Origin of the sequence: Cellulomonas oligotrophica (assembly GCF_013409875.1) — a bacterium.
Taxonomy (GTDB): Bacteria; Actinomycetota; Actinomycetes; order Actinomycetales; family Cellulomonadaceae; genus Cellulomonas; species Cellulomonas oligotrophica.
In genome coordinates this window covers 3317772-3337160 of sequence record NZ_JACCBK010000001.1, presented here as the reverse complement: position 1 = coordinate 3337160, position 19389 = coordinate 3317772, and the positions used below count along the sequence as shown (strand labels likewise).

General features: G+C 75.8%; 16 protein-coding genes and 1 tRNA gene. 3 read left to right on the top strand and 14 right to left on the bottom strand.

The features are described 5' to 3' along the window. Positions 1–1398, bottom strand: a complete 1398-nt coding sequence (locus BKA21_RS15245; RefSeq protein WP_239072928.1) for a TrkH family potassium uptake protein — start codon at positions 1396–1398, stop codon at positions 1–3. A 133-nt stretch (positions 1399–1531) separates the two neighbouring features. After that, positions 1532–3898: a metallophosphoesterase family protein gene (locus tag BKA21_RS15240; protein WP_140459814.1), complete on the bottom strand. Its 2367-nt coding sequence runs from the start codon at positions 3896–3898 to the stop codon at positions 1532–1534. 156 nt (positions 3899–4054) lie between these two features. On the opposite strand from BKA21_RS15240, the gene BKA21_RS15235 reads away from it, so the two are divergent. After that, positions 4055–4465, top strand: coding sequence for a hypothetical protein (locus BKA21_RS15235; RefSeq protein ID WP_140459813.1), 411 nt, complete (start codon positions 4055–4057; stop codon positions 4463–4465). 10 nt (positions 4466–4475) lie between these two features. Here the strand turns inward: BKA21_RS15235 and BKA21_RS15230 are convergent. The 10 genes from BKA21_RS15230 to eno form a co-directional block, all read right to left on the bottom strand. Further along, positions 4476–4552: transfer RNA gene (locus BKA21_RS15230), tRNA-Leu, on the bottom strand. A 118-nt stretch (positions 4553–4670) separates the two neighbouring features. Then, complete coding sequence (locus BKA21_RS15225) at positions 4671–6194, bottom strand: NAD(P)/FAD-dependent oxidoreductase (RefSeq protein WP_140459812.1); 1524 nt, start codon at positions 6192–6194, stop codon at positions 4671–4673. A gap of 100 nt (positions 6195–6294) precedes the next feature. Continuing rightward, positions 6295–7761, bottom strand: coding sequence for a hemolysin family protein (locus tag BKA21_RS15220; RefSeq protein ID WP_140459811.1), 1467 nt, complete (start codon positions 7759–7761; stop codon positions 6295–6297). A gap of 104 nt (positions 7762–7865) precedes the next feature. After that, positions 7866–8969 carry a hypothetical protein gene (locus tag BKA21_RS15215; protein ID WP_140459810.1) on the bottom strand — a complete coding sequence of 368 codons (1104 nt, stop codon included), beginning with the start codon at positions 8967–8969 and terminating at the stop codon, positions 7866–7868. Further along, positions 8966–10072: an HAAS signaling domain-containing protein gene (locus BKA21_RS15210; RefSeq protein WP_140459809.1), complete on the bottom strand. Its 1107-nt coding sequence runs from the start codon at positions 10070–10072 to the stop codon at positions 8966–8968. The genes BKA21_RS15215 and BKA21_RS15210 overlap by 4 nt, the downstream gene beginning before the upstream one ends. Beyond that, positions 10069–10398 (bottom strand): PadR family transcriptional regulator, encoded by a 330-nt coding sequence (locus BKA21_RS15205; RefSeq protein ID WP_140459808.1) that lies wholly within the window; start codon positions 10396–10398, stop codon positions 10069–10071. Before BKA21_RS15205 ends, BKA21_RS15210 begins: the two co-directional genes overlap by 4 nt. A gap of 256 nt (positions 10399–10654) precedes the next feature. After that, positions 10655–11605 (bottom strand): Ppx/GppA phosphatase family protein, encoded by a 951-nt coding sequence (locus BKA21_RS15200; protein WP_140459807.1) that lies wholly within the window; start codon positions 11603–11605, stop codon positions 10655–10657. 82 nt (positions 11606–11687) lie between these two features. Then, the gene (locus tag BKA21_RS15195) at positions 11688–12167 is read right to left on the bottom strand and encodes a DUF501 domain-containing protein (protein WP_308439093.1); all 480 of its coding nucleotides are present in this window, start codon (positions 12165–12167) and stop codon (positions 11688–11690) included. Between the two features lie 203 nt (positions 12168–12370). Then, positions 12371–12844 (bottom strand): FtsB family cell division protein, encoded by a 474-nt coding sequence (locus BKA21_RS15190; RefSeq protein ID WP_140459963.1) that lies wholly within the window; start codon positions 12842–12844, stop codon positions 12371–12373. Between the two features lie 668 nt (positions 12845–13512). Further along, positions 13513–14793 (bottom strand): phosphopyruvate hydratase, encoded by a 1281-nt coding sequence (gene eno, locus BKA21_RS15185; protein WP_140459806.1) that lies wholly within the window; start codon positions 14791–14793, stop codon positions 13513–13515. A gap of 184 nt (positions 14794–14977) precedes the next feature. On the opposite strand from eno, the gene BKA21_RS15180 reads away from it, so the two are divergent. Next, positions 14978–15370 (top strand): VOC family protein, encoded by a 393-nt coding sequence (locus tag BKA21_RS15180; protein ID WP_140459805.1) that lies wholly within the window; start codon positions 14978–14980, stop codon positions 15368–15370. On the opposite strand, the gene BKA21_RS20030 is transcribed toward BKA21_RS15180, so the two are convergent. Then, on the bottom strand, positions 15352–16068 hold the full coding sequence (locus BKA21_RS20030; RefSeq protein ID WP_179625390.1) for a helix-turn-helix domain-containing protein: 717 nt from the start codon (positions 16066–16068) through the stop codon (positions 15352–15354). The genes BKA21_RS15180 and BKA21_RS20030 overlap by 19 nt on opposite strands. A 96-nt stretch (positions 16069–16164) precedes the next feature. On the opposite strand from BKA21_RS20030, the gene BKA21_RS15170 reads away from it, so the two are divergent. Further along, positions 16165–16962 carry a putative protein N(5)-glutamine methyltransferase gene (locus BKA21_RS15170; protein WP_140459804.1) on the top strand — a complete coding sequence of 266 codons (798 nt, stop codon included), beginning with the start codon at positions 16165–16167 and terminating at the stop codon, positions 16960–16962. 100 nt (positions 16963–17062) lie between these two features. On the opposite strand, the gene BKA21_RS15165 is transcribed toward BKA21_RS15170, so the two are convergent. Next, on the bottom strand, positions 17063–19207 hold the full coding sequence (locus tag BKA21_RS15165; protein ID WP_140459803.1) for an endo-1,4-beta-xylanase: 2145 nt from the start codon (positions 19205–19207) through the stop codon (positions 17063–17065). Positions 19208–19389 lie beyond the last annotated feature (182 nt).

The window sequence follows — 19389 nt, the reverse complement described above, 5'->3', positions numbered from 1 at the left end:
TCAGCCGACGAGCGGGGCGCCCTCGGGGTGCCGGAACAGCCGGCGCCGCTCCCGCAGCGCGAGGGCGGTGCCGAACGTGATCGGGCCCAGGCGCCCCACGAACATGAGCGCGACGAGCATGAGCTGGTGCGTGCCGTCGAGCTGGGCGGTGATGCCCGTCGACAGCCCGACCGTCGCGAACGCGGAGACCACCTCGAAGAGGATGTCCGAGACCCCGAAGTCCGACGTGGTCGACATGACGATCGTCGGGACCATGACGAGCGCGACGCCCAGCAGCGCGACCGCGAGCGCCTGCCGCTGCGACGTCGGCGTGATGCGCCGGTCGAAGACGGTGACGTCGGGGTCGCCGCGCAGCTCGGCCCAGATGACCGCGAGCAGCACCGCGAACGTCGTCATCTTGATGCCGCCCGCGGTGCCGGCGCTGCCGCCGCCGATGAACATGAGGACGTCGGTGGTCAGGAGCGTGCCCTCGTCGAGGGACGCCATGTCGAGGGAGTTGAAGCCGGCGGTGCGGGGCATCACGCCGTGCACGAGGGCGTTGAGCAGCTTCTCCGAGACGGGCATGGGGCCGAGGGTGCCGGGGTTGCCCCACTCCCCCGCGAGCACGGCCAGGGTGCCGACGGGCACGAGCACGGCGGTCATGACGAGGGTGATGCGCGTGTGCAGGGACCAGCGCGACGCGCGGCGGCGGGTGCGGAACAGCTCGAGCAGCACGGGGAAGCCGATGCCGCCGACGAGCACGGCGAGGACGAGCGGGAGGCACACCCACGGGTCGGCCTGGTACTGCACGAGGCTGTCGGCCGCGAGCCCGAACCCGGCGTTGTTGAACGCCGACGTCGCGTGGAACACGCCCCACCAGGTCGCGTCGCCGAGGTCCGCGCCGTAGGTGAGGACCTGCCGGGCGACGAGGACGAGCGCGACGCCCGTCTGCGTGAGGATCGTGATGACGCCCGCGCCGAGCAGGACGGTGCGCACGTCGCCCAGCCCGTCGCTGCGGGTGGCGACGGCCGCGGTGAGGCGGGAGCGCAGGTCGAGCCGCCGCGAGAGCAGCAGGCCGAGCAGGGTGGCCAGCGTCATGATGCCGAAGCCGCCGACCTGGATGAGCGCGAGGATCACGACCTGCCCGAACCCCGACCAGGCGGTGCCGGTGTCGACGACGACGAGGCCGGTGACGCACACCGCGGACGTCGCGGTGAACAGGGCGGCCAGCGGGCTGATCGTGGTGCCGTCGGTGTGCGCCGCGGGCAGCAGGAGCAGCCCGGTGCCGAGGAGCACGGCGAGGGCGAACCCGCCGACGACGAGGCGCCCGGGGCGCCGCTGCCAGTCGCCGCGGGGGCGTGCGGCGGGTTGGCGCAGCGCGGGCAGGCGGGCCGCGGTGAAGCCGGGTCCGACCGTCACGTGCGCACCTCCGCCCGGGCGCACGGTGCGCACCACCGCCCGGCAGTATGCGGTCCCCGGCGGGCGGCGCGCCCCGTCCGTCACCCGTCCGGGCGGGATCCTGACGGAACCCGGACGGCAGGCCCGTCCCGGCTCAGCCCGACGGGGTCACGAGCAGGTCGTCCCAGCGGACGGTGGCCGGCCCCGTGGTGGTCGACGAGCTCAGGTACGTCATGAGCCGCACGCCGCCGGCCTGCTGGAGGCCCGCGGCGGTGTCGCTCGACGTCGCCGACCAGGTGGTGGGCTCGGGCGTGCCGTCGAGCCACGCCCGCGCGCGCACCTGGGTGGGCGCGGTGCCCTGCACCTGGACGCGCACGCGCAGCCGGGCACCGGGGGCGAGCGCCACGCCGGGGAGCGTGCCGCCGGCCAGGACGGTGCCGGACCGCTCGGTGTGCAGCTGCACCCCGCCGCCCGCGAGGACCTTGACGCGTGCGCCGTAGTCCGCCGTGCCGACCACCCGGCCGGAGACGGTCGCGTACAGCGGGCCGTCCGACGCCGCCGCGGGGGCGAGCACCGCCCGCACGTCCGTCGCCGTCGCACCGGTGGACGCGAGCGTCGCGGTCAGCGTGGACCCCGCGGGGACCTGGACGACGCCCGCCCCGCCGTCGACGGAGAAGCGTGCGGCCGCGCCGCCGAGCGCCCACAGCCCGCCGACGTCGGCGACGCCCCACCCGCCGGCGAGGGTGCGCGCGAAGGCGTCCGCGGCCAGCGGCTGGTCCACCGGCGGCGGGGGCGGCGGGGGCGGGGGCGGCGGAGGCGGCGGGGGCGGGGGTGTGCCGCCGACGGTCGTCACGACGAGGTCGTCCCAGTGCACCGTCAGCGCCCCGCCGGTCGTCGCCGAGCCCGCGTACCCCGCGAGCCGGACCGCGCCGCCGGTCTGCAGCGCGGCGGTGGAGTCCGTCGACGTGCGCCACCACGTGGTCGGCTCGGCGGTGCCGACCTCCCACGCACGGACCCGCACGGTCGTGGGCGCGGTGCCCTCGACCTGCACGCGCACCCGCAGCCGCTCGCCCGCGGTCAGCGTGACCCCCGGCAGGGTGCCGCCGGCCAGCACGGTGCCCGACCGTGCCGTGTGCAGCTGCACGGCACCGGTGGGCAGCACCTTGACGCGCGCCGCGTAGTCCGCGGAGCCGACGACCCGCCCCGCCGCCGTGGCGTACACCGAGCCGGCCGCGAGCCGGTCCGCCGCGAACGTCGTGGTCAGGTCCGTGGACGTGGCGGTCAGCCCGCCGAGCGTGGCGGTGACGGTGCCGCCGGGCGGCAGGCTCTGCCGCCCCGTGCCCGCGGCGACCGACGACCGGGTGGCCCCGCCCCCGACCGTCCAGGTCCCGCCGACGTCGGCGGTTCCCCACCCGCCGGTGACGGTCCGGCCGAAGGCGTCTGCGGCCAGCGGGCCGTCCGGCGGCGGGTCGCCCGTCATCGGGTAGGGCAGCACGAACCGGCTGTCCGCGTCGGTCTCGTACCGGTCGAGCGTCGGGGAGTACGTCACGGCGCGGATCTCGTCGGCCGCCGGGTCGAACGTGTAGTACCGCAGCCAGCCGTCGCCGCCCCGCGCACGGTCCTGGTAGTCGGTGAGAACCGCGTGGACCGGCTGCCCGCAGGCGTTGGTGTCGGTGCGGCGGGCCTCCCCGAGGTCGCCCTCGCTGAAGTGGCCGCTGACGACGAGGAACACCGAGCAGCTCGTGCGCACGAGCTCGTCCCACAGGTCCTGACCGCTGTTGCCGCCGTCCGCGCGGGCCACCTGCCGGCTCAGCCCGCCGGCGAGGTCCGTGTAGGAGTGCGTCGCGAGGATCGCCCGGCGGTCCGGGTACGCCGCGAGCACGCGACGCGCCCAGTCGACGGCCGCGTCGGACGGGTTGAACTCGAGGTTGAGCAGGAGCAGGTCCATGCCGCCGGCGGTGAAGAGCGCGTAGGAGTCCATGTTCTGGCGGTCCACGGCGTCCGGCCCGTGGGTGCCCTGCCCGAGGTAGCCGCCGTACGACGCCGCCGGGCCGTTCCACGACGCCCCCGCGTACCGGCTCACCGGGAAGTGCTGCTGGTACAGCGGCGCCTGCCCCGTCGTGAGGTCCATGTCGTGGTTGCCCGGCAGGACGGCGTTCGGCACGCCCGCCGCGTCGAGCACCGCCATGTGCGTCGACGCCCGCTGCCACTGCACCGCGACCGTCTCGTCGCCGACGAGGTCGCCCAGGTGCGCGACGAAGGCGATGTCCAGCGCGTCGCGCTGGTCCACCACCCACTGCGTCTGCGCGCCCATGATCGCTTGGTTCGCCGACGTGCTCACGTAGTTCTGCGTGTCGGGGATCACCACGAACGTGAACGGCTCGGGGTCCGCGGCCGCTGCCGGGGCGACCGCGCCGAGGGGGACGAGCAGGAGCGTCGCCAGGACGGCCCCGACCCACCGGGGCCTGCGCCTGTCGTGCCGGGCGACCGTCGGGTCGTCGGGGACGGGATGTGACGGCATGGCGCCTCCTCGCGTCACCGTCCAGTGGAACCCCGGGGACAAACCCTGTCAATCACCCGCAGATCAGGCACCCGCCGAGCGGGCGGCCGGGAGACCGGGACGAGAGACCCCGCCGTTCCCCGGACACGGCGCACCCGCCGCCGCTACGGTCCCGGCATGGGGGCCTCGCGACGTCGTCGCGCAGCCGTGCTGGTCGCTGCGCTCGTCCTGATCACCGGCTGCTCGACGGGTGCACCCGAGCCGCCGGACGTCACCTGCACCACCGCACCGCCGGGGCCGGTCGGCGCCGAGGAGGCCGCGGTGTGCCTGTACGAGGGGTGGGTCGCCACCGACGAGGCCCTCGTCGACGCCTACGGCGCGCCCGGCGTCACCGACGCACTGCCGGTGGCCGTCGACGACCCGCAGATGCGGTGGGGTGGCTGCACGGGCGCCGGCAGCGAGACGCCCGACGGCGTGGTCTGCACCTGGACGGGCGCGTTCAGCGATGGCCCGGTGACGATCGAGCTCGCTGCGACCGGCACCGACGCCGACGGCTACCGCGTCACCGCCGTGACCGTGGTGCGCTGACCGGCCCCCGTGGTGCCCCCGCCGGGGTTCGAACCCGGACTGGACCGGGTTTAAGCCGGTTGCCTCTGCCGGTTGGGCTACGGGGGCGCGGCGCCATCGTGCCAGGCCACGGCACCGCGCGGCCACGTCGCGCGGGCGGGGACGGCGACGACCCCGCACCGGACCAGCGGGGCTGGTGGTGCGGGGCCGTCGGGGGTCGTGCGGGTCAGTCCTTCTTCGCGTGCGCGTCGGACTTCTCGGCGGGCGAGCCGGCCTCGGCCTTCTGCGGGGGCAGGGCCTCCTGCTTCGCGTCGGCCTTGGCGACGGCGGCGGCCTGCTCGGCCGGCTTGTCCTCGCGCGGCTTCGGCGGCACCGACGCGGCACGGAACTCCGCGCGCGGGTCGTGCAGCGAGCCGAGGGCCACGACCTCGCGGCGCAGCAGCACCGACCCGGTCCAGCCGGCCATGATGCGCAGCTTGCGGTTCACGGTCGGCATGGCGAACACGTGGTACGTGCGGTGCAGGACCCAGGCGAAGAAGCCGCGGACCTTGATCTTGCCGAACATCTGCGCGACGCCCTTGTACATGCCGAGGGACGCGACGGCGCCGACGTTGCGGTGCTTGTACTCGGTCGGCTCGGCCGAGCGCATGACGCGCGCCAGGTTGTCGCCGATGTGGTTGCCCTCGCGCAGCGCGTGCTGGGCGTTGGGCGGGCAGGTCATGCCCGGGTTGTACAGGTCGGGCACGGCGGCGCAGTCGCCGGCGGCGAAGACGTCGGGGACGACCTCGCCGTCCTCCGTCACGACCTGCAGCTTGGCGTTGCAGATGACGCGGCCCATCTTGTCCAGCGGCAGGTCCGAGTCCTGCAGCACCGGGTTGGCCTTGACGCCGGCCGTCCACACGATCGTCTCGGCGTCGAACTCCACACCGGTCGACAGGACGACGTGACCGTCGACGCAGGACGACAGGAACGTCGACAGGTGGATCTCGATGTCGCGCTTGCGCAGGGTCTCGAGCGTGTAGCCGCCGAGCTCCTCGGAGACCTCGGGGAGGATGCGCCGGCTGCCCTCGACGAGGACGAAGCGCATCTCCTCCTGCTCGATCTGCTTGTAGTGCCGCACCGCGTAGCGGGCCATGTCCTCGACCTCGGCGAGGGCCTCGATGCCCGCGAAGCCACCGCCGACGAAGACGAACGTGAGCATCTTCTTGCGCAGCTCGGGGTCCCACGTGCTCGAGGCGACGTCGATGCGCCCGAGGATGTGGTTGCGGACGGCGATGGCCTCCTCGACGTTCTTGAAGCCGATCGCCTGCTCCGCCAGGCCCGGGATGGGCAGCGTGCGGGCCACCGAGCCGAGGCCGACGACGAGGTGGTCGTACGTCACCCAGTACGCCTCGCCCTCGATGGGCGTGATCTGCACACGGCGCCTGGCGTGCTCGATCTGCGAGACGTGGCCCTGCAGCACGTCGACGCCCTTGAGCGCGCGACGGTGCGGGGCGACGACGTTGCGCGGGTCGATCGACCCGGCCGCGGCCTCGGGCAGGAACGGCGCGTACGTCATGTACGGCCGCGGGTCGACGACGACGATGGCCGCCTCACGCTTGCCGAGCCGCTTGCGCAGCCGGCGCGCGGAGTACAGGCCGACCGTGCCGCCGCCGAGGACGAGCACGCGGGGAACCTTGCGCGGCTTGCCGGCGGGTGCCGGAGCGGTCGCTGCGGGGGCGTCGACCGACGCGGATGACGACTGAGGCATGCCTCATACGGTAGACGCGCGCGGGCGCACGCGCCGCCCCCGGACGCCGTGACGGCCAGCACACCGCGGGGCGCGCGCACCCGCGCAGGTCAGGGCTCCGTCAGGTGCGCCGCGCGGTCCCCGGATCGACCTCGGCGAGCGCCACCGGCTCCCCCGCGGGGGCGTCGGCACCCTCGGTGGCCGGCTCGGGCAGCACCTGCGCGACGCGCACGCCGGTGATCCGTCGGCGGTCGACCTCGCTGACCTCGAGCCGCACGCGGGCCGTCGGGGCCGCGTCGTGCTCGGTGGCGTCGACGGGTTCGACGTCGACCACGTCGCCCGGCGAGGGGATCCGTCCGAGCCGGGCCAGCACGTACCCGGCGACCGTCTCGTAGGGCCCGTCGGGCAGCTCGACGCCCGTGCGGTCGCGGAACTCCTCCAGCGTGAGCCCGGCGTCGAGGTCCTCCTCGGCACCGACCAGCGGTGCGGGCACCACGTCGTACTCGTCGACGATGTCGCCGACGAGCTCCTCCAGCAGGTCCTCCAGCGTGACGATGCCGTCGGTCCCGCCGTACTCGTCGACGACGACGGCGATGTGCGCCCCGGTACGCCGCATCGTCGAGAGCGTGGGCAGCACCGCGTTGGTGCCGGGCAGCGACAGGATCGGCCGGGTCACGTCCCCGACCCGGGTGCCCGCGACCTGCACGATCGCCTCGACCACCCCGCCCCTGCCGCGGGTGTCGGGGTCCGCGTCGGCGTCCGCGACGGCCGTGGCCACGGGCGCGATGAGGTCGCGCACGTGCACGAACCCGACGATGTCGTCGAAGTCCTCGCCCGTGACGGGATACCGCGAGTACGGCAGGGTGCCGACGAGCCGGGCCGCCGTGGCGATCGGCGACGACGCCTCCAGGAACTGCACGTCGCCGCGCGGGCGCATGACCTCGACGAGCGAGCGCTCGCCCGCGGCGAACACGTCGGCGATGAGCCTGCGCTCGTCCTCCGGCAGGTCCGGGTGGGTGCGGACGAGGTCGCGCAGCTCCTCGTCGCTGATCTGCTCGCCCGTGGCGCGCGGGTCGAGCCCGAGCAGGCGGACCACGCCGTCGGTGGACACCGACAGCAGCCACACGACGGGCCGCATGAGCGCCGCGAACCGGTCCAGCGGCGGCGCCACCCACAGCGCGACCCGCGCCGACTGCTGCATGGCGATGCGCTTGGGCACGAGCTCGCCGAGCACCAGCGACAGGTACGCGATGACGAGCGTGAGCAGCACCAGCGCCACACCCTCGGCGGTGCCCTGCGCGAGCCCGGCGTCGACGAGCAGCGGCGCCACCGACGGCGCGAGCGTCGACGCACCGAACGCCGCGGAGAAGAACCCCGCCACGGTCACGCCGATCTGCACGGCGGCAAGGAACCGGTTGGGGTTCCGCGCGACCGACGCGACGCGGGCGCCACGCGTGGACTGCTTCTCGATCTGGACGAGCTGGGACTCGCGCAGCGACACCAGCGCGAGCTCGGTGCCGGCGAACACGCCGCCGACGAGGATGAACAGCAGGACCAGGCCGATGTCGGCCCAGATGTCGGCGGTCATGGATCGTGTCCTCACAAGGATCGCGGTCCACCCGATCGTAAACGCCCACCCGGACGCCCGCCCGGCAGCGCACCGGGAGGGGACGTCGCCCCTCCCGGTGTACGTCAGGGCGCCGCACCGCCCACCGGGTCGGCCCACGTGTCGACGGATGGCAGCTCCGCCGCGGGCCACGCCGGCGGCCGGACGTCGCCCGTGGAGTCGGCGCGCGGCACCCAGGACCCGTCGTCGGCCCAGCGGAAGCCGCTCTCGGTCAGCGTGTGGAGGGGGAAGACGTTCCAGCGGCGCTCACCGTCCGGGCCAGTCGCCGCCACCGCGTAAGACGGCTCGTCGGCGCCGGTCGTCCAGATCTGCGCGCCGTCCCACGGCGCCCCGGGGGTCTCGTCGAGGAGCACGGGGTCGCCCGCCTGGTCGACGACCTGCGCCCCGGGCACTGGCCGACCCTGCGCGTCGTAGACGAACAGGTTGGTCGCGCGCCGCCCGCCCACGACGACGCCGTCCGACGGCGGCTGCGCCAGCCGGTCCTCGTAGCCCTCGATCTGGGAGCGCTGCGCCGCGGGGAGGTAGACGAGCAGCCCGACGCCCAGGACCGCGCACACCGCCGAGACCCCGCGGAGCAGCGGCCGCCATCGTCGGCCGACGGCCCAGCGGCCCCGCCCGAGCTGCACGCTGGCGACCACCGCGACGACCAGCACCGCCCACGGCAGCGGCTCGGCGGGCAACCACCACGGGTCCTGGTTCCCGGGCGTCGCGATCCACACCACGAGCTGTGCGAGCGCCCACCCGCGCAGCAGCCACCACGCGGGCCGCAGGCTGGTCGCCGCGTCCTCGACCTCGGGCCACCACCGCGTGCTGCGCAGCTCGTGCCGCAGGTCGTAGGGCAGCCGGCGCACCTCGGCGCGCAGCGCGCGCAGGGCGCCCCGGGGTCCGCGCACGATGCGTTCCGGTGCGAGCCCAGCCGCGGCGCGCAGGTCACGGGCGTACGCCCACGGGGTGCCGAACGCCCCGACCAGGTCCGGCGCGTGGTGCCGGTCCTCGTCGGCCCACGCCTCAGCCAGGTCGGCCTCGAGCCCGTCGGTCAGCTCCTCGACCTGCTCCGGCCCGAGGTCGGCCAGCGCCACCCGGACCGCGGCCGCGTAGGCCCCGACGTCGGTCGCGTCGCCATCGGGGCGCACGCCGGCCGGCCGGGCCGCGGCGTGGACGGTGCTCACGGCGCCACCTGCGCGTCGCCGTCGGCCTGCGTGTCCGCGTCGGCGGTGCCCGCCGGGCCGGCCGCACCGGTGGCCGGGACGATCCGCGGTGCCTTCTCGAACGGGAACGGCGGCATGCGTGGCGCCCACTCGGGCGGGGTCTCGCCGAGCAGGTCGGGGACGAGCTCGTCGCTCGGCCAGCCCGCCAGCGGGTAGACGTTCCATCGCTCGCGACCACCGGCGTCCGTCGCGCCGGCGAACCGCCAGGCCTCGGCCAGGTCGGGGCGGGACCACAGCGACTCGGTGTCGAAGACGGTCCGCACCGGGCGTCCTCGGTCGTCGTAGATCTGCACGCCCTCCAGGGGGAACCCGTCGGCGTCGTAGACGAAGAGGTTGCTCACCGGCATGCCGTCGACGACCACTCCGTCCATCGGCTCGGGATCCGTGCGCACGGTGACGACGGTGGTGCCGACGTCACCGGCGACGAGCTGCTCCTGGTAGCGGTCGGCGCGCTCCGCGGCAGGGAGCGCGAGCAGGAGCGCCGCAGCGGTGCCCGCCCACACGAGCGGGGCGGCGCGCCGCCCCACCAACCAGCGACCGCGGCCGACCTGCACGCTCAGCGCGACGCACACGACCATCGCCACCGTGCCGAGCGGGCTGGTCGGCCACCATCCGGGCGTGACCCAGACGGGCCCGGCGAGCCATCCGACGAGCTGGAACGCGACCCATCCACGCACGACCCACACCAGCGGGCGCACCGCGGCGACGCCCTCGGTGACGACCGGCCACCAGCGCTGGCGCCGCGCCTGGGCGAGCAGGCGGCGCGCGGCGGCGGGCAGCGCACGGAGGTGCGCCACCGGACCCCGACGCGGGCGGCCGTCGGCGGCGTCCACACCCGCCGCGGCGCGCAGCTCGGCGGCGTACGCGGCCGGGTCGCCGAACTCCTCGACGAGGTCGGCGCCGTGCGGGCGCAGGTCGTCGGCGAGCGCGTCGGTCAGGTTGGCCTCGAGGCCGTCGGTCAGCTCCTCGACCTGCTCGGGCCCGAGATCCGCCAGCTGGGCGCGGACGGCGGCGGCGTAGGCCGACACGCTCCGGGCGACCGGCACGTCCGTGGTGCTGCTCACTGCGCTCCCCCTTCGCCGAGCAGGCGCGCCATGGTGCCGGCGAACTCCTGCCAGTCCTTGCGCTGCGTGGCCAGCACGGCCCGCCCCTGCGCGTTGATGCCGTAGTACTTGCGGTGCGGGCCCTCGTCGCTGGGCACGACGTACGACGTCAGGGCCCCCGACGCGTACAGCCGGCGCAGCGTGCCGTACACGGACGCGTCACCGACCTCCTCGATCCCGGCGGCACGCAGCCGCCGGACCACGTCGTACCCGTACCCGTCCTCGCGCTCGACGACCGCGAGGACGGCGAGGTCGAGCACCCCCTTGAGCAGCTGCGTGGTGTCCATGCGCCCTCCCGGCGTCGGCGCCCGGCCCGGGCGCGGCCAGGACCCCGGTGCCCGTCACGCTGCCGCGTCGGGCACCGGTGCCACCGGCGGTGCGGTCACCCCTCCAGCGACCGCACGCTGCACACTACTCCGCACTCCGCACTACCGTCCAGAGCGCAGCCCTCCGCTGTCGAGCGGTCCCGGACGACGAAGGTGCGCGTGCTCCCGCGGCTCGCAGGACCACGCGCACCTCATCGGGAACGCGACAGCGGGTGGGTCAGGCGGTCAGGCTCCAGGCGATGCCGTCGAGGATGTCGTGCTCGCTCGTCACCACGTGCGTCAGCCCGCCACCGGCCGCGGCGACCTCGGCCCGCACCCGCGCGACGACCTCGTGCCACACCAGGGCACCGGCGCCGATGACGTCCACCCGGCCCGGGTGCAGGTACGGCATCGCGGCGCGGCGCTCGCGGGACGCCGCCAGCATGTCGGTGCACGACGCGAGCACCTCGTCGACCGTGAGCACCGCCCCGTCGATGCGCTCACGCTGGTACGACGGCAGGCCGAGGGCGTGCGCGGTCAGCGTGGTGACCGAGCCGGCGAGGCCGACGAGCGTCACCGTGCGGCCCAGCGGGACGACCGCAGCCGCGGCGTCGAGCGCCGCCCGCACGTCGGCCGTCGCGGCCTCGACCTGCGCGGCCGTGGGCGGGTCGTCGTGCAGGTGCCGCTCCGTCAGGCGCACCGACCCGACGTCCATCGACACCGCCGCGTCCGGCGCCCGCGTGCCGAGCACCAGCTCGGTCGACCCGCCGCCGAGGTCCACGACGAGGAACGGCCCCGGCAGCCGCGCCGCGAGCACGCCCGTGGCGCCGCGGAACGACAGCCGCGCCTCCTCCTCGCCGTCGACGACCTCGGGCTCCACACCCAGCGCGGCCCGCACGCCGTCGACGAAGACGTCCCGGTTCTGCGCGTCGCGCGTCGCCGACGTGGCGACGAACCGGACGGCCTCGACGCCCAGCTCCTGGCACGTCGCGTGGTACTCGCGCGCCATGGCGAGGGTGCGCTCCAGCGCCTCCGGGGCCAGCCGCCCCGTGCGGTCGACGCCCTGGCCCAGCCGCACCACGTCGGCGCGCCGCACGTGGTCGACGAGCGTGCCGCTCGCGGGGTCGACGTCCGCGACGAGCAGACGGATGGAGTTGGTCCCGCAGTCGATGGCAGCCACACGCGTCACCGGCACATCGTGCCATCGCCGGCCCACGCCTCCCGCCCGCGGTCCGCCGCCGCGCGCGGTGCCCGGCCCGCCGCGCGGCTCGTCAGCAGGTGCAGCGGTCGGGGCTCCACCGGTCCGCGACCAGCGCCAGCGTCTCGTCGCCGAACGGGCTGACGCCCGGCCCCGCGGCCAGCGCGTGCGCGACCAGCACGTGCAGGCACTTGACCCGGTGCGGCATGCCGCCGGCCGAGATGCCCGCGATCTCCGGCACGTCGCCGAGCTCGGCCCGGTCCGCCAGGTACGCCTCGTGCGCACGCCGGTGCGCGGCCGCGAGCTCGGGGTCCTCGGCCAGCCGGCCCGTCATCTCCTTCATCGCCCCGGTCGCCTCGACCGAGCTGACCGCCGCGACGGCCTGCGGCGACGTGAGGTAGTACGTCGTCGGGAAGGGCGTGCCGTCGTCCAGGCGCGGCGCCGTGCGCACCACCAGCGGCCGCCCGCACACGCACCGGGCCGCCACGGCCACCAGCCCGCGCGGCACCCGGCCGAGCTGCTCGGCCAGGACCGCCCGGTCGGCGTCGGTCACGGCAGCGGGCCCGTCGCTCGCGGGCACGACCGGCGGAGGCGTCCGGTCAGGGGCCGTCAGGCCGGGGGTGTCACGGTGCGCGGTGGGATGCGCGGTGGGATGGGTGGCGGGAGGCACGGCGGGGTCCGCGGCGGGAGGCGTGGGGTCGGGCACCCGCCCATTGTCGCAAGGGCGACCGGGCGGTCGGACGTCGGGGACGGCGCTCAGCCGCCCGACGCGGGCGCCGTGGTGCTCGGGTCGTCGCCCGTGGTCGAGCCCGCCGGGGCCCCGGCCGGGTCGGCGTCCTCCTGCCCGACCTCCATCTCCCCCGCCATCTCGACCGACTCCCACACCGTGGCGTACCAGGGCGACGTCGAGCCGCCGGCCTCGGGCGTCACCGCGCCCTCGGCGACCGGCTCCTCCTCGACGACGGCGTCGGGGTCGACGACGAGGAACGCCGTCTCGCCCGGCATGACGAAGGACAGCCGCTCGCGCGCCTGCGCCGTCACGTACGCGGGGTCGTCCCAGCGCTGGAGCTCGGCGCGCAGGTCCTCGTTCGTCTCCACCGCGGCGGCGTGCTCGCTGCGCAGCGCCTGCAGCTCGGCCCGGTGCTGCAGGTACGTGGTCAGCGTGGGGTAGACCAGCACGAACGCGAGCAGCACGACGAGCGTCAGCACCATCGCGCGCACCGTGAACATGCGTGGCACCCGCACCTGCGAACGCTCCGCGCGCGGGGTGCCGCGCGGCGGCGTGGGCGTGCGCGACCCCGACCGTCCCGCCGGACGCGCCGACGCGGCCCTGCCGCGCTCCCCCGGCACCGCCTGCGGCACCGCACCCGAGCGCGGCGCCGGCGGGCGTCCGGCGCGAGCCGCCGTGCCGGACGCCGGGGTGCGGGACGTCGGTGTGCGGGGCGTCGGTGTGCGGGGCGTGGCACCGGTGCGGGGCGCCGAGGACGTCCGCGGCGCGGACGGGGTGCGCGGCGCGGCGGCGGGGGTCCGCGGTGCCGCCGGGGTCCCCGACGTCGGCGTGCGGGGCGCGGGCGTCCGCGGCGCCGCGGGGCGCTTGCCGGCCGGGCGTGCACCACGGCTCGCCTGCGGGGTGCCGGACGCGGGGGTCGCGTCGCGCCCCGGTCGTCGACCGGACGCCCCGGGCGAGGGCGGGCGGCGCGCTGCGGACGACATGGCGTCGATTCTGCCCGCCAGGTGCACGATCGGCGCGGACGACGGGGCCGCGCGCGTCGGTCTGCACAAGGTCGTCACGACCCCCGCCGGGCCACGGCGCGAGCCCGGGCGCGCCGACGCCCGGCCCACCAGCGGTGGACCGGGCGTCGGTGCCGGTCGGGCGCGGGGCCCGACCGGCAGGCGTGTCAGGCCTGGAAGCGCGGGAAGGCGCTCGCACCGGCGTAGATGCCGGCGTCGTCGAGCTCCTCCTCGATGCGCAGGAGCTGGTTGTACTTGTTGATGCGCTCGCCACGGGCGGGGGCACCGGTCTTGATCTGGCCGGCGTTCGTCGCGACCGACAGGTCGGCGATCGTCGTGTCCTCGGTCTCGCCGGAGCGGTGCGAGGTCATCGTCGTGAAGCCGGAGCGCTGCGCGAGCGTCACCGCGTCGAGCGTCTCGGTGAGCGTCCCGATCTGGTTGAGCTTGACCAGCAGCGAGTTGGCCGACTTGAGCGCGATGCCCTTGGCGAGGCGCTCGGGGTTGGTGACGAACAGGTCGTCGCCGACGATCTGCACCTTGTCGCCGACCTTGCCGACGAGCGAGGACCACGAGGCCCACTCGTCCTCGGACAGCGGGTCCTCGATGGAGACCAGCGGGTAGTCCGCGACGAGCTGCTCGTAGAACGCGATCATCTCCTCGGGCGTCTTGGCGACACCCTCGAACTGGTACGCGCCGTCCTTGAAGAACTCGGTCGCGGCGACGTCCAGCGCCAGCGCGACGTCGGTGCCGGGCACGAAGCCGGCCTTCTCGATCGCGATGAGGATGAGGTCGAGCGCCTCACGGTTGGAGCCGAGGTTCGGCGCGAAGCCACCCTCGTCGCCCAGGCCCGTGGCCAGGCCCTTGCTCTTCAGCACGGACTTCAGCGAGTGGTAGACCTCGGTGCCGGTGCGCAGCGCCTCACGGAAGGTCGTGGCGCCGATGGGGGCGACCATGAACTCCTGGATGTCGACGTTCGAGTCCGCGTGCGACCCGCCGTTGAGGATGTTCATCATCGGCACGGGCAGCACGTGCGCGTTGGGGCCGCCGACGTAGCGGAACAGCGGCAGGTCGGCCGAGTCGGCCGCGGCCTTGGCGACCGCGAGCGAGACGCCCAGGATCGCGTTGGCGCCGAGCTTGCCCTTGTTCGGCGTGCCGTCGAGCTCGATGAGCGCGGCGTCCACGAGACGCTGGTCGCTGGCCTCGAAGCCGATCAGCTCGGGGGCGATCTCGTCGATGACGGCGTTGACCGCGCCCTCAACGCCCTTGCCGCCGTAGCGGGGCTTGTCGGAGTCGCGACGCTCGACGGCCTCGAACGCACCGGTGGACGCGCCCGAGGGGACGGCCGCACGGGCGATCGTGCCGTCGTCGAGGGCGACCTCGACCTCAACGGTGGGGTTGCCGCGCGAGTCCAGGATCTCGCGGGCGCCGACGGCCTCGATGGTGGCCATGGTGCTCCTTCGACAGACGGGTGGGTATGCACCCACAGCCTAGACCGGTCCCGACCCCCGGGCCGGGGGACCTTCGACCAGCGGACGGACGCCGGTGATCAGGCACGACAGCGCCCACGGCCCGACGGGCCGGCTGTCCGGAACGTTCACGACCCGCAGCCGCCGCGGTCCCTAGGGTCGGACCATGACCGTGCAGATGGACATGATCGGGCTCGTCGCGAACGACCTCCCGCGCACCCTGGCCTTCTACCGCACCCTGGGCCTCGACGTGCCCGCGCACGCCGAGGGGGACCAGCACGTCGAGATCACGCTGCCCGGCGGGACCCGGCTCGCCTGGGACACCGTCGAGGTGGTCCGGTCGTTCGACCCCGGCTGGGCACCGCCGTCGGGAGGGCACCGCGCCGCTCTCGCGTTCCGGTGCGCCGGCCCCGCCGACGTCGACGCGACCTACGCCGCGATGGTCGGTGCGGGGTTCAGCGGGCACCTCCCGCCGTGGGACGCGCCCTGGGGGCAGCGGTACGCCGTGCTGCACGACCCGGACGGCACCGCCGTCGACCTCTACGCCCCGGCGACCTGAGCCCACGAGACGGCCCGCTCCGCCGCCAGGACCGCCGGCGAGCGCCCGGTCAGGCTGCGGACCTCCCGGGACAGGTGGGGCTGGTCCGCGTAACCCGCACGGTGCGCGACGTCCGCCAGCGGGGCTCCTGCGTCGAGCAGCGGGAGGACCCGCTGCAGCCGCAGCACCCGCGTCAGGGTGCGCGGGCCGTACCCGTAGGCCGTGAGGCTGCGACGGTGCAGGGTACGCGACGTGACGCCCAGGCGCTCGGCCATCGCCGACGCCGACGCGCCGGCCGCGGCCATCCGGGTGAGCGCCAGCACGTCCGGGGGCGCGCCGCCCGCGCCGCGCAGCAGCACCGCGGCCAGCCGCTCGAGCGCCCGGGGTCCGCCCTCCGCAGCGGCCTCGACCCACGGCGCGGCCCGGCGCGAGCCCCACAGGTCCGCCAGCTCCGGCCGCCCGTCACGGACCTCGTCCGCCGGGACGCCGAGCACCCTCGGCGCGAGCCCGGGTGCGAACCGCACCCCGCTGACGGGGCTGCCCACGGGCACCGGCGCGGAGTCGTGGGCGCGGGTGTCGGGGCCCGCCACGAGGAGCCGCCCTCCGGACCAGACCAGGTCCATGCACCCGTCGGGGAGCACGCTCCCCCCGGCGGTCGCCGCGGAGACCGACCAGAGCGCACCGCCCGGCAGCATGGTCGACGCCCGTTCGACGTACACGCAGCCCAGTATCGGCGCGGCCGCGGGGACCGCGCGACGGGGTCCACCGGCGCGCGCCGCAGCACCGGCGTCGGCGCCGCGTGGCACGATGCGGTCGTGCGAGCGACCGGACCGGCCCGCGACCTGCTGGTCGCGCGCCTGCGGGCCGCGGGGTGCGTGTTCGCCGAGGAGGAGGCCGCGCTCCTCGTCGACGAGGCCGTGGACGCCGCCGCGCTCGAGGCCATGACGGTGCGGCGCGTCGGGGGTGAGCCGCTGGAGACCGTGGTCGGCTGGGTGGCGTTCTGCGGGCGGCGCGTGGGCGTCGGGCCGGGGGTCTTCGTGCCGCGGCGGCGCACCGAGCTGCTGGCGCGCACGGCCGTCGACCACGCGCGCGCGGCCGGCCGGGACGGCCGCGCCCCGGTGGTCGTCGAGATGTGCTGCGGGGTCGGCGCGGTCGCCACTGTCGTGGCGCAGGACGTGCCGGACGCCGTCGTGCACGCCGCCGACGTCGACCCCGTCGCCGTCGCGTGGGCGGCCCGCAACCTCGCCGACGCCGGTCGCGCGCACGTCGGCGACCTCTTCGCGGCGCTGCCCGCGACGCTGCGGGGCCGGGTGGACGTGCTGGTCGCCAACGCCCCGTACGTGCCGACGGCCGCGGTGGCGACGATGCCCGTGGAGTCGCGCGCGCACGAGCCCCTGGTCGCGGTGGACGGCGGGGCCGACGGGCTCGACGTGCAGCGGCGGCTGCTCGCCGGGGCACCGGCGTGGGTGCGGCCCGGGGGCTGCGTCGTCGTCGAGACCAGCCGCGACCAGGCGCCGCGGACCGCGGCCGCCTGCCCGCCTGGGTGGACCACGCGGGTGCTGCGGGACGACGACGTCGACGGCACGGCCGTCGTGGCGACGCGCCCGGCCTGACGCGGCCGGGCCCGGCCGGGCCGGACGGGACCGGCCGGGGCAGGACGCGGCCGTGCCCGGACCCCGCGGGAGGGCCCGGGCACGTGGGAGTTCGGCCGCGTCAGCCGGTCGTGCAGGTGGTGCCGTTCAGCGTGAACGCCGTAGGCCGGGGGTTGGTCCCGGGGTGGGCGCCGTTGAAGCCGACGTCGACGCTCGCACCCGCCGCCAGGCGGGCGTTCCACGGCGCGTGGGTCGCGGTGACGACCGCGCCCTGCTGCGACCACGTCGCGCTCCACCCCTGCGTGAGGGTCTGGCCGCCGGGGAACGTGAACCGCAGCGTCCAGCCGTCCAGCGGGGCGGTGCCCGTGTTGGTGAGGCGCACGCCAGCCGTGAAGCCGGTGTTCCAGTCGCTCGTCGTGTAGACGACCCGGCAGGCCGCACCCGCGGTGGGCGTCGGGCTGGGCGTGGACGTGGGCGTGGGCGTGACGGTCGGCGTGGGTGTCGGCGTGGGCGTGACGGTCGGCGTGGGCGTCGGTGTGGGCGTCGGGGTCACCGTGGGCGTCGGCGTGACGGTCGGGGTCGGCGTCGGTGTCGTCCCGATGCGCGACGGATCGACCACGCCCCAGAACGCGGGCTTGGCCTGGAGCTGCCCGTCGAACAGCAGCGGCGCGGCACCGGCGCGCAGCCACGTGCGCGAGTCCTCCAGGCCCCAGACGGTGACGGACTCCAGCGACGACGCGTGGCGCTCCAGCATGGCGAACATGTCGCGGTAGTAGTACGCCTGCTGCAGCAGCCGGTCGGCGGGCGGCGTCGTCCACGACTCCCCCGCGTTCAGGTACGTCGAGACGTCGAGCTCGGTGACGGCCTGCGTCACGGGCAGCGCCTCGAACGCGGTGATCGTGGCCTCGGCCATCGAGATCGACCGACCCACCTCGACGTGCAGCTGGTGCCCGACGCCGTCGACCGGCACGCCCTGCGCGAGCAGGTCGGTCACCAGCCGCAGGTACGGCGCGCGCTTGTTCGGGTACTCGGTGTTGTAGTCGTTGATGAAGAGCAGCACCTCGGGGCCGAACGCGTCGCGGGCGTACCGGAACGCGTCGGCGATGTACGACGGGCCGAGCACGCGGTACCACTCGGAGCGCCGCAGCCCGTCGGACTGGCCCTCGTCGACGACCTCGTTGACGACGTCGAAGGCGAAGATCGGGTTGCCGGGCGTGCCGAACTCGCCGTACTGCGTGCGGTAGTGCGTGGCGACGGCCTCGATGTGGGTGCGCAGCCGCTGGCGCAGCAGGGCCTGGTCGGCGGCGCTCGTGGTCAGCGCCGTGCCGTCGGCGCGCTGGAAGAACCACGCCGGGGTCTGCTGGTGCCACAGCAGCGTGTGGCCGTAGACGCGCATGTCGTGCTCGAGCGCCCAGTCGACGAGCCCGTCGGCGGCCGCGAACGTGAACGTGCCCTCGGTGGGCTGCACGGCGTCGGGCTTCATCTGGTTGCCGGGGGTGATCTGCACCGCGTGGTGCGCGAGCAGCTCGCCGCGGCCGGCGAGGGTGTCGGGCGGCTCGACGGCGATGCCGAAGGGGAACGACCCGGCCAGGTGCTGCGCGAGCGACGGCAGCGTGAGGTCGGGGGTGTGCCGCACGCCGGTGACGCGCACGTCGTCGACGAGCAGGTCGGTCAGGGACGACGTCGACTCGACGTAGATCTGCACCGTGTCGAAGGGCCCGGGCGTGTACGTCGCGACGACCTGCCGCCACGCGCCGTTCGTCACGCCGGTGACGGTCGCGATCGTCTCGTAGGACGCGACGCCGGCGTTGTCGCGCTGCGCGGAGACGCGCAGGTCGGCGTACCCGGAGCCCGTCGACGGGAGCTTCAGCCAGAGCTCGACCGTGTAGGTGGTACCCGGCTCGAGGACGTCCGTCAGCGGGACCGTCGCACCGTTCCAGGACGCGGTGCGCCCGGTGACGAGCAGGCTCTGGGTGCCGCGCGGCCCGTCGGCGGTGGTGAGCGACGCCTGCGCAGCCCCGCGGGGCCCCCAGCCGCCGAGCCCGGTCTCGAAGTCGCTGCTGTGCACCAGCACGGGCTCGGCGCCCCGGGCCGGGCCGGCCGTCGGGACCACGAGGGCGACCGTGACGGCCAGCGCCGCGACGAGGAGCGCCGCGAGGGTGGCCACGTGCCCGGGCGTCCCGGCGGGGCCGACCGCCCGTGCGGCGGGCCCCGGTGCAGGCGGACGGACGGGCAGCACGGCCGACGGACGGGTGGGACGAGGCATGGGCGCCAGCGCTCCTTCGCGACGGGCAGGGCCGGCCACGTCGGCCGCCCGGCCGCACGCTAGGGGTGCCGCGCGCGGGCCGACCACGGGTGAAGCGTTTCGGACGGACGGAGCGGCCGACGCGCCGGCCGCGGCCGGGGACGACGACGCCCGCCGCACCGGCCCCGGAGGGCGGTGCGGCG